Raw genomic sequence first — 9,561 nt, forward strand, 5'->3', positions numbered from 1 at the left:
GATCATTTTTACAAACTTGGTGGTCGTTACTGGGATCGAACCAGTGACCCCCTCCTTGTAAGGGAGGTGCTCTCCCAGCTGAGCTAAACGACCTGGGATTCTTGAAATGATGGTGGGTCGTGCTGGATTCGAACCAGCGACCAATTGATTAAAAGTCAACTGCTCTACCGACTGAGCTAACGACCCATCTAAATCATTTTTTACAAACTGGTGGTCGTTACTGGGATCGAACCAGTGACCCCCTCCTTGTAAGGGAGGTGCTCTCCCAGCTGAGCTAAACGACCTGGGAATTCTGTCTCCACCTGGTGGAGAAAATGGTGGGTCGTGCTGGATTCGAACCAGCGACCAATTGATTAAAAGTCAACTGCTCTACCGACTGAGCTAACGACCCTCACCACGGCCAGTACCGACTGCATTACTGCTTCGGCTCTGACGGCGGCCTATATTACGGATTTAAATTTCCGGTGCAACAGAAAATTCGTAATTTAAATCCGTTTGCTCACTGTGCGTACAAATGGCAGCTCTTTTTACAGTACCGTTACGAAAACAGTGACATACGGCAATGTTACAGCTTGCTCAGGCTCTGCTTCGCCAGCTGTGCCGGTGAGGTGTTGGGATACCCCTTGATCACCTGCTCGTAGAACGCTTTCGCCTCGGCCTTCTTGCCATCCAGCTGTGACAGCATCCCCAGCTTCAGCAGGGCATCGGCGCGCTTGGGCGACTTGCTGTACTTGTTGGCGACGGTAGAGAACTGGGCAGCAGCGCCGGCTCGGTCACCCTTGTTGAACAGCAGCTGGCCCAGCCAGTAGTGTGCATTGGGGACATAGCTTGAACTGGGGTACTGCTTGATGAAGCCCTGGAAAGCCGGAATGGCTTTGTCATAGTTCTTCTCTTTGAGCACCATGTTCACGGCAGCATCGTAGGCCTGATTCTCGTCCTGATTGGTCGAGTAGTTGACGGCCGGGGCCGGATTGGCAGCAGTGGCGGCAGCTGGTGCGGCGGCGGCCGGAGCAGCAGCCTGCTGCTGGCTACTCACCTTGTCCAGCTCCTGGTAGAGCTGACGCTGGCGCTCTTGCGACTGCTCCATCTGGTAGGTCTGCTGCTCCAGCTGACCACGCAGCTCGGAGACCTCCCCTTGCAGGGAGTCGACCTGCTGCTGCAAGTCAGCTTGCAGTCGCAGACGGGCGTTCAGGGTGCGCTCCAGCAGGGCAACCCGATCTTCGAGGCTACCGGTGGGCACGATGGCACCGTTGTTACCATTGAGGACAACGCCGCCGGAATCCCCCCCCAAATCGCTGACCGGAGCCGCGGCGTGGGCAGAGACTGCAAATAAAACGGCCATCGAAATGGCCGCTTGCTTATACACAAAATTCATCCGTATAGAACCTTAGTAAACCAGAACCGCACGGCGGTTTTTGGCAAAGGCTTCCTCGGTGTGGGACAGATCCAGCGGCTTCTCTTCGCCATAGCTGACGATGGAGAGCTGCTCGGCCTGCACACCCAGGGTTTGCAGATACTTGGCAACAGCCTTGGCACGACGCTCACCCAGAGCGATGTTGTACTCCGGAGTACCGCGCTCATCGGCGTGGCCTTCGATCAGTACTTTCACGCTCGGACGCTCGCGCAGGTAGCTGGCATGGGCATCCAGCAGATCAGCGTACTGACCCTGGATTTCGTAGCCGTCAAACGGGAAGTAGATGACGTTGTCGCGCTGCAGCGCTTCGAACTTCTGACGCATCTGCTCTTCCGGGGACAACATGCCGTTGGCGCCACCGGTTTGTACACCGCCCATGCCGTCGGTCATACCTGATTCGGCACCAGCAGAGCCTGAATCAGAAGAGGAGCTACAAGCAGCCAGGGTGAACAGTGGCAGTGCGATGGCCAAACCCTTGAGCAGTTTATTGAGTTGCATGCTATTTCCTTAAACCTTTATAACAAAACAAAAAACAATTGGATTTTTATCAATTCAAGAAGGGCGACCAAGCTGGTGCACGAATTTCACCGCTACTGGTCGGAAGCACAGCCTTGAAGCGACCATCAGTCGACACCAACGCAAGACTCTTACGACCCTGATAGATGGTGGCATAAATGATCATGCTGCCATTGGGAGCCACACTTGGGGACTCGTCCAGTGCACTCTGAGTCAGGACCAACTGGGCATTGGTGTCCATATCCTGACGGGCAATACGGTATTGCCCTTGAACCCGGGTCACCATCACCATGATCTTGCCATCAGGTGTGATGGATGCGCCCTGGTTGGATTCACCTTCCCAGGTCATCCGGCGAGTCATGCCAGTCGCCAAATTTACGCTATAAATCTGGGGTTTGCCACCACGTTCAGAGGTGAACAGCAAATTTTGCCCGTCCGGCATCCAGGAGGGTTCGGTGTCGATTACCCGGCTGGTGGTGACCCGGGTCAACTGCTTGCTAGCGACATCAACAACATAGAGGTTCGGTGACCCGTCCTTGGAGAGAACGATAGCCAGACGACGACCATCCGGAGACCACTCCGGCGCACCGTTGATACCGCGGAAGCTGGTGATCAGGCTGCGCTGCTGGGTGTAGATGTCCTGCACGTAAATCTCGGATTTCTGGTTCTCGAAGCTCACGTAGGCCAGCTTGCTGCCATCCGGCGACCAGGCCGGGGACATCAGCGGCTCGCGGGAACGCAGCAGGGTCTTCTCGTTGTAACCGTCGTAGTCGGAGATCCGCAGCTGATACGGGAACTGGGTCCCCTGCTGTACGGAAACGTAAGCCAGACGAGTCAGGAAGGCACCACGCTCGCCAGTCAGACGCTCATAGACGATGTCGGAGATGCGGTGGGCGAACTGACGCATCTGGGCACCCGGGATGGTCGCCATGCGGCTATCCAGGATGTAACCGTTGCTCTCGCCACCCTGCGCCTTGGCCAGCTGGCCCTTGAGCACATCGACCAGCTCGAAGTTGATCTTGTAGGTGCCGTCACCCACGGCGGCGATGGAGCCTACCACCACAGCCTCGACCCCCTGGGCAGCCCAGGGTGCGAAGTTGATTTCGCTGCTGCTGCTCGGGGTCTGCGGCATCTGGCTGCGCGCCAGCGGCTTGAACTTGCCGCTGCGCATCAGGTCGTTGGAGACCACTTCCGCGATATCCTGCGGCAGCTGGCCGTTGCCTTCCCACTTGAAGGGGGCAACGGCGACGGGACGGGCGCTGTCAATACCGCCAGTGATGACGATATCCAGAGCCGCATGGGCACTCTGGCCCAGCAGCAAACAACCAACCAAAGCAAAAAACACTTTTCTGATCATGGCTTAAATACTCGGTTCCAATTTGAGGTTAAATTCCTTCAACATCTCGAATGCCGCAGGATCCTTCGGCACCGGCAACTGGTTGGCCTTCAATACGGCCGCCTTACCGGAACGACATACCGCCGGGTCACCCTGGCCGTTATCCACCGAAATGACAAAGCCACTGCTCGCAAGACGTACGCCGATAGTACATGTTTTGCCCCGCATGGTGGGATCCAAAATCATATACCGCTCAACAGTGGCCTTGATGAGAGCCGCATATTTGTCGACTTCGCCTTGGGCTGCTGCCGATGCTGCCTGACTGCGGGCATTGGCCTCAGCTGACAGCTGCTGCTGCATCATCTCTTCCATCTCTTTTTGCAGCTTGGCCTGCTCGGCTGCTTTACGCTTGCGCTCAGCCGCGATCTTGGCCTGCTTTTCGGCCTCTGCCTTGGCTTTCTTCTCTGCGTCAGCTTTTGCCTTTTTCTCCGCCTCTTCCTTGGCCTTCTTCTCGGCCTCGGCTTTGGCTTTTTTCTCAGCGTCTGCCTTGGCTTTCTTCTCTGCTTCGGCTTTGGCCTTCTTGTCAGCTTCCGCTTTCTTGGCCTTGGCTTCTGCCGCTTTGGCCTTCTCTTCGGCCTCTTTCTTCTCTTGTTCCTTTTTCTTCTTCAGCGCCAGCGCCTTACTCTCGGCTTCCGCCGCTTTACGCTCGGCTTCGGCCTTCTTAGTCTTCTGCTCTTCCAGCTTGCGGGCTTCTTCGGCTTTTTGGGCCTTCTCTTCAGCCTGCTTCTGCTCGGCAACTTTCTTCTGCTTTTCGGCCTCGGCCTTGCGAGTAGCCTCTTCGGCCTGTTTGCGTTTGGTCTCGGCGATGCGAAGCTGCTCCTGTTTCTGAGCCAGCTCACGCTTGGCGAGATCCGTGTCTTCCTTATCCTTCTCTTTCTCTACCTTCTGAGGCTTGGGCTGAGATTTCTGCTGCTGGATCTGCTTGGCCTGTTCGTTGAGGAAGTTCTCATCGAGCATGACGGCCTGGACGATCTGTCCCTGCGACTCGGGCCGCTTCGGCTTGCTGAAGTCGAGACCGACAAACAGGATGATGCCGATGATCAGGTGCAGCAGAAACGATGCGATGAGATAACCGGAAATACCACGCTTCACATCCATCTCCGTCAATTCACCGGATCAGTCATCAGGCCAACCTGAGGAACACCGGCTTTCTTGAGGGCCACCATCAACAGGATCACCTCTTCGTAGCGCACCGACTTGTCACCGGCCACCACCACGGGAGCGTTCTGGTTGATAGCCAGATAGCCCATGGCTTTCTCGGTGATGTACTGCTGCATCGCTTCGGGCGTACCGCTTGGCACCGGCTCATCCTCGGCTTCGCCCGCCTTGATGACATACTCGCCATCGGTGTTGACGCTGACGATGAAGGGCGGCTTGGCATCTTCCGGCAACTGCTCGGATTCCGCCTGCGGCAGGTCAACCTTGACCCCCTGGGTGATCACCGGCGTTACCGCCATGAAGATGATAAGCAGCACCAGCATGACGTCGATATAGGGAACCACGTTGATCTCGGCCACCTTCTTGCGCCGGATCCGCTGATAGGTTTGCATTACTGATCACCCTGCTGCTGTGCAATTTGACGGTTCAGAATGGTGGTGAACTCGTCCATGAAGTTGGCGTAGGCGTTCTCCAGCTTTTCCACCTTGTTGGAGAAGCGGTTGTAGAAGATAACGGCCGGGATGGCGGCAAACAGACCCATGGCGGTGGCGATCAGCGCTTCCGCGATACCGGGTGCTACCATCTGCAGGGTCGCCTGCTGTACTTGGCCCAGGGCGATAAAGGCGTTCATGATCCCCCAGACGGTACCAAACAAGCCGATGTAGGGGCTGATTGAACCAATGGTCGCCAGCACCGGCAGGTTGGACTCAAGCTCATCCACCGCACGGGAGAGAGAGACACGCATGGCACGATACGTACCGTCCATCACCGCATCCTGACCACGAGCGCCGGCCTTCAGCAAGCGGGCATACTCCTTGAAACCGGAGTAGAAGATATCTTCCATGCCTTCGATGTCATCGCGGCGGGAAGAGGACTCCTGATAGAGGCGATTGAGATCGACCCCGGACCAGAAGCGATCTTCAAACTGCTCAGATGCGATATTGGCAGCCTTGATCGCCTTGGAGCGCTGGATAATAAGCGCCCAGGAGACAATCGACATGCTCATCAGGGTCATCATGACCAGTTTTACCAACAGGCTGGCTTGCCAAAACAGGCCAATAAACGAAATTTCAGCGTGCACTTACAGCACTCCCTTCACATTTACAGGTATTGCAACAGGTTTCATTTGCGGATGACTGACACAGGCTATCTGTACCATGGCCTGAGTAACCAGTCGCCCATCAGCCGCCAGGATCTGCTGTGAAAAACACATGGATGCGCGTTTCACTTCAGTCACTTGCGTTAACACATTCAAAAGTTCATTAAAACGGGCCGCCGAGCGGAAATCGATCTCTGTTCGACTCACGACGAAGGCATATCCCTCCTGCAGCAAGACGTCCTGTTCGACCCCTTTTGCACGAAGGAACTCGGTGCGAGCACGTTCCATAAACTTGAGATAATTGGCGTTGTAGACGATGCCCCCGGCGTCGGTGTCCTCGTAATAGACACGCACCGGAAACTCATGGACTTCCCCCATAACAATCTGTGATCCATTCGACAGTCAGATGGGGGGCTATCATAGCGCAGCGCTGAATAGGAAAGAAGCAGGGGGAAGCAGGGAAATCCTGCCTCCCCCTGTTTTTTATGAGAGGAAATATGAATGTGTCAGCCAAAGTCCATACAACAAACTGGGCCAGGCGAGCCAGGGGTTGAACAGGATCCGCCCGAACACGCTTTTCAGATGAAAGCCGAGTCCGTTCAGGATGCCGCAGCAGACGGCCCACATCAGCCAGGGAGCAAGCCAGTGGCCATGCTCGCTGGTGTTGGCGGCTATCAGATTGGGGGCCTGCAAAATAGCGACGGCCAACAAGGCCGCCGCGAGTAACATCAACCCCTGCCACGGCTGGCGCTCCAGTGGAGCAGCCAGCCTGGCGAGTCGATCACTTGTTTTCATCGATCTGACGATCCATGTTCTCGGTGTGTTCCAGCCACAGCGCATTGATGATGCCAAATGCACAGGCCAGCAACAGCCCCAGGATCCAGGTGAAATACCACATTGTCAGCGCACCTCTTAATAGAGAGATTGTTGGTTATCTTCGATGTGCTTGTTGGTTACCCGGCCAAACATCTTGATGTAAGTCCAGATGGTGTAACCCAGCACAATCGGTACGAAGACTGCTGCAGCCACCGTCATCACCTGCAAGGTGTTGAAGGAGGCAGTAGCATCCCACATGGTCAGGCTCAGTGACGGCTCAAGGCTTGAGGGCATCACGAACGGGAACATGGAAAAACCGGCAGTGAGGATGACCCCGGCAATCGCCAGCGAGGAGCTGGTAAACGCCAGCCAGCCGATGTTCATCCGAGCAAACAGCGCAGTCAGCAGGCTCATGGCCAGACCCAGTACAGGGGCCGCAACCATCCACGGATAGAGGCTGTAGTTGTTCATCCAGGCACCAGCCTGCAAGACAACTTCCTTGTTCATCGGATTGGATACTGCGTCAGTCGCGGCAGCCTTGACGATGACATACCCTTCCATACCGCTTACCCACCAACCCGCGGCAGCAAACAGCACCAGCGTCACCAGTGAGCAGATCATGGCGGCAGTGCGGGAACGCGCCAGCACTTCACCGTCGGTCTTCATCATCAACCAGGTTGCGCCCTGGGTGAGCAGCATGAACAGGCTAACCAGACCAGCCAGAATGCCGAACGGGTTAAGCAGGCCAAAGAAGTTGCCGTGATAGGTCAACATCATGAACTGGTTAAACTCGAACGGAACACCTTGCAGCAGGTTGCCAAAGGCCACACCAAACACGATGGGAGGAACGGCACTGCCGGCGAACAAGGCCCAATCCCAGTTGCTGCGCCATTTGGCATCAGCACGCAGCGAGCGGTACTTGAAGCCGACCGGACGCAGGAACAGCGCCATCAGCGTCAGGATCATGGCGATGTAGAAGCCGGAGAAGGTCGCGGCATACACCATCGGCCAGGCGGCGAACAAGGCGCCACCGGCAGTGACCAGCCAAACCTGGTTACCTTCCCAGTGCGGCCCCATGGTGTTGAGCATCACACGGCGCTCGACATCTTTCTTGCCGACGAACGGGAGCAGTGCCCCTACCCCCATGTCGAAGCCGTCAGTGATGGCAAAACCGATCAGCAGTACGCCGACCAGAGCCCACCAGATGACACGCAGAGTTTCGTAATCAAACATGGTCGCTCTCCTTATGCCTTGATCTGTTCAAAGTGATACTTGCCAGTCTTCAGGCTGCTGGGGCCAAGACGGGCATACTTGAACATCAGGTACATCTCGATAACCAGAAGTACGGTATAGAACAGGCAGATACCGATCAGAGAGAACCAGATTTCAGATGCAGCCAAGTTGGATGCAGAGAGGGAAGTCGGCAACACCTCTGCAATGGTCCAGGGTTGGCGACCATATTCAGCAACAAACCAGCCAGCTTCGATAGCGATCCACGGCAACGGGATACCCCACAGCAGACCCTTGAGCAGCCACTTGCGCTTGCCGATCTGGTGACGGGCACTGTCATAGAAGGCCATACCAATCAGCACCAGCATCAGCATGCCGACGGCAACCATGATGCGGAAGGCGAAGAACAGCGGCAGTACCTGCGGGATGGAGTCATCCACAGCGGCCTTGATCTGTTCATCGGTGGCGTCAGTCACGTTGCTGGTGTAGCGCTTGAGCAGCAGACCGTAGCCCAGATCCTGCTTCACTTCGTCGAAGCGAGCGCGAGTCTCGTCAGACTTGTCACCGGATTGCAGCTTGGTCAGCAGGTCGTAAGCGGTCATACCGTTACGGACGCGCAGTTCGTGCTCGCTCTTCAAATCCTTCAGACCGGTTACCTGACCGTCCAGAGAACGGGTCGCGATAATGCCAAGAGCATAAGGGATCTTGATGGCGTAGTCGGTGCGCATCTCTTCCTGATTCGGAATACCGAACAAGGTAAATGCGGCCGGAGCAGGTTCAGTTTCCCACTCGGCTTCGATAGCGGCCAGTTTCACCTTCTGCACCTCACCGGTCTCGTAACCGGATTCGTCACCGAGGATCAGCACGGACACGATGGAAGCCATACCGAACGCAGCGGCAATGGCGAAGGAGCGACGGGCAAACGCCACATCACGATTCTTCAGCAGGTAGTAAGAGGAGATACCCAGCACAAACATGGCGCCACAGGTATAGCCAGCCGCCACAGTGTGGACGAACTTGACCTGAGCAACCGGGTTGAGCACCACGTCAGCGAAGCTCATCATCTCCATCCGCATGGATTCGAAGTTGAACTCGGCACCGACCGGGTTCTGCATCCAGCCGTTAGCGACCAGGATCCAGAGGGCGGAGAGGTTGGTACCCAGCGCCATCAACCAGGTGGCAGCCAGATGCTGATGCTTGCTCAGACGATCCCAACCAAAGAAGAACATACCGACGAAGGTGGACTCCAGGAAGAAGGCCATCAGCCCTTCGATTGCCAGCGGGGCCCCGAAGATATCGCCGACATAATGGGAGTAGTAAGCCCAGTTCGTCCCGAACTGGAACTCCATGGCCAGGCCTGTGGTTACCCCCAAAGCAAAGTTGATACCAAACAACTTACCCCAGAATTTGGTCATGTCCCGGTAGATGGTGTTGTTGGTCATCACATAGACAGATTCCATGATCGCCAGGAGAAAGGCCATTCCCAGCGTCAGGGGTACAAACAAGAAGTGATAAAGGGCCGTCGCAGCGAACTGGAACCGCGATAGGTCTACCACATGCTCAGCAATCATGATGTTTCCTCACCGATTATTGGCACGGCTATTTTAAGTTTTAGGACAAAGCTTCCGTTGATGGCCATCAAATGGGTCCCGCCATGAGCTCTCACAACAAAACCCCATTACTAACAACCAGCATTAACAACAAGGCAATAACTGAGAACAAAGAAAGCTAATGTTTAACATTTACAAAACAACCAGCTGAAATTTATTCTCGCCCATGATGACTGTGGTTTTATATCACCTTTATTTGATTGAAATCAATGTAAAAGCACCCGCAAAAGATGGCTGCAAAAGGCATTTTTAAACTATTTAACGTCTGATGACATGAGTCAGATCACAGAATAACAAAAAACGTAATTTATTGATTTAAATC

General features: G+C 55.3%; 11 protein-coding genes and 4 tRNA genes. All 15 read right to left on the reverse strand.

The window, feature by feature from the left end; genetic code table 11:
- Positions 1–17: 17 nt before the first annotated feature.
- Positions 18–93: transfer RNA gene (locus AACS24_RS11595), tRNA-Val, on the reverse strand.
- 17 nt (positions 94–110) lie between these two features.
- A tRNA-Lys gene (locus AACS24_RS11600) sits at positions 111–186 on the reverse strand.
- A gap of 22 nt (positions 187–208) precedes the next feature.
- Positions 209–284: transfer RNA gene (locus AACS24_RS11605), tRNA-Val, on the reverse strand.
- 31 nt (positions 285–315) lie between these two features.
- A tRNA-Lys gene (locus tag AACS24_RS11610) sits at positions 316–391 on the reverse strand.
- Positions 392–565: 174 nt separating this feature from the next.
- Positions 566–1,375 (reverse strand): tol-pal system protein YbgF, encoded by an 810-nt coding sequence (gene ybgF / locus AACS24_RS11615; RefSeq protein ID WP_041209178.1) that lies wholly within the window; start codon positions 1,373–1,375, stop codon positions 566–568.
- A 12-nt stretch (positions 1,376–1,387) separates the two neighbouring features.
- Positions 1,388–1,912 (reverse strand): peptidoglycan-associated lipoprotein Pal, encoded by a 525-nt coding sequence (gene pal, locus AACS24_RS11620; RefSeq protein ID WP_033113510.1) that lies wholly within the window; start codon positions 1,910–1,912, stop codon positions 1,388–1,390.
- Positions 1,913–1,961: 49 nt separating this feature from the next.
- Positions 1,962–3,287, reverse strand: coding sequence for a Tol-Pal system beta propeller repeat protein TolB (gene tolB, locus AACS24_RS11625; protein WP_041209179.1), 1,326 nt, complete (start codon positions 3,285–3,287; stop codon positions 1,962–1,964).
- 3 nt (positions 3,288–3,290) lie between these two features.
- A complete protein-coding gene (tolA, locus tag AACS24_RS11630; protein WP_108570767.1) occupies positions 3,291–4,424 on the reverse strand; it encodes a cell envelope integrity protein TolA in 1,134 nt (377 codons plus the stop codon).
- 5 nt (positions 4,425–4,429) lie between these two features.
- Positions 4,430–4,876: a protein TolR gene (tolR, locus tag AACS24_RS11635; RefSeq protein ID WP_033113513.1), complete on the reverse strand. Its 447-nt coding sequence runs from the start codon at positions 4,874–4,876 to the stop codon at positions 4,430–4,432.
- Positions 4,876–5,565 carry a protein TolQ gene (gene tolQ / locus AACS24_RS11640; protein ID WP_033113514.1) on the reverse strand — a complete coding sequence of 230 codons (690 nt, stop codon included), beginning with the start codon at positions 5,563–5,565 and terminating at the stop codon, positions 4,876–4,878. The genes tolR and tolQ overlap by 1 nt, the downstream gene beginning before the upstream one ends.
- Positions 5,566–5,961 carry a tol-pal system-associated acyl-CoA thioesterase gene (ybgC, locus tag AACS24_RS11645; RefSeq protein WP_108570768.1) on the reverse strand — a complete coding sequence of 132 codons (396 nt, stop codon included), beginning with the start codon at positions 5,959–5,961 and terminating at the stop codon, positions 5,566–5,568. It lies immediately after the preceding gene.
- A gap of 105 nt (positions 5,962–6,066) precedes the next feature.
- On the reverse strand, positions 6,067–6,378 hold the full coding sequence (locus AACS24_RS11650) for a cyd operon YbgE family protein (RefSeq protein ID WP_258222914.1): 312 nt from the start codon (positions 6,376–6,378) through the stop codon (positions 6,067–6,069).
- Positions 6,365–6,481 (reverse strand): cytochrome bd-I oxidase subunit CydX, encoded by a 117-nt coding sequence (gene cydX / locus AACS24_RS11655; protein ID WP_005304933.1) that lies wholly within the window; start codon positions 6,479–6,481, stop codon positions 6,365–6,367. The genes AACS24_RS11650 and cydX overlap by 14 nt, the downstream gene beginning before the upstream one ends.
- A 14-nt stretch (positions 6,482–6,495) precedes the next feature.
- Positions 6,496–7,632, reverse strand: a complete 1,137-nt coding sequence (cydB, locus tag AACS24_RS11660; RefSeq protein WP_108570769.1) for a cytochrome d ubiquinol oxidase subunit II — start codon at positions 7,630–7,632, stop codon at positions 6,496–6,498.
- 11 nt (positions 7,633–7,643) lie between these two features.
- On the reverse strand, positions 7,644–9,200 hold the full coding sequence (locus AACS24_RS11665; protein WP_108570770.1) for a cytochrome ubiquinol oxidase subunit I: 1,557 nt from the start codon (positions 9,198–9,200) through the stop codon (positions 7,644–7,646).
- Between the last annotated feature and the right edge of the window lie 361 nt (positions 9,201–9,561).

The organism is Aeromonas sp. HMWF016 (genome assembly GCF_963878195.1).
Lineage (GTDB): Bacteria > Pseudomonadota > Gammaproteobacteria > Enterobacterales > Aeromonadaceae > Aeromonas > Aeromonas lacus.

Excerpts from the sequence above, each read along its gene's own strand:
- tolB (WP_041209179.1), bottom strand. The coding sequence starts at position 3,287 with ATGATCAGAAAAGTGTTTTTTGCTTTGGTTGGTTGTTTGCTGCTGGGC.
- tolR (WP_033113513.1), bottom strand. The coding sequence starts at position 4,876 with ATGCAAACCTATCAGCGGATCCGGCGCAAGAAGGTGGCCGAGATCAAC.
- cydX (WP_005304933.1), bottom strand. The coding sequence starts at position 6,481 with ATGTGGTATTTCACCTGGATCCTGGGGCTGTTGCTGGCCTGTGCATTT.
- AACS24_RS11665 (WP_108570770.1), bottom strand. The coding sequence starts at position 9,200 with ATGATTGCTGAGCATGTGGTAGACCTATCGCGGTTCCAGTTCGCTGCG.
- tolA (WP_108570767.1), bottom strand. The coding sequence starts at position 4,424 with ATGGATGTGAAGCGTGGTATTTCCGGTTATCTCATCGCATCGTTTCTG.
- ybgF (WP_041209178.1), bottom strand. The coding sequence starts at position 1,375 with ATGAATTTTGTGTATAAGCAAGCGGCCATTTCGATGGCCGTTTTATTT.
- ybgC (WP_108570768.1), bottom strand. The coding sequence starts at position 5,961 with ATGGGGGAAGTCCATGAGTTTCCGGTGCGTGTCTATTACGAGGACACC.
- AACS24_RS11650 (WP_258222914.1), bottom strand. The coding sequence starts at position 6,378 with ATGAAAACAAGTGATCGACTCGCCAGGCTGGCTGCTCCACTGGAGCGC.
- pal (WP_033113510.1), bottom strand. The coding sequence starts at position 1,912 with ATGCAACTCAATAAACTGCTCAAGGGTTTGGCCATCGCACTGCCACTG.
- cydB (WP_108570769.1), bottom strand. The coding sequence starts at position 7,632 with ATGTTTGATTACGAAACTCTGCGTGTCATCTGGTGGGCTCTGGTCGGC.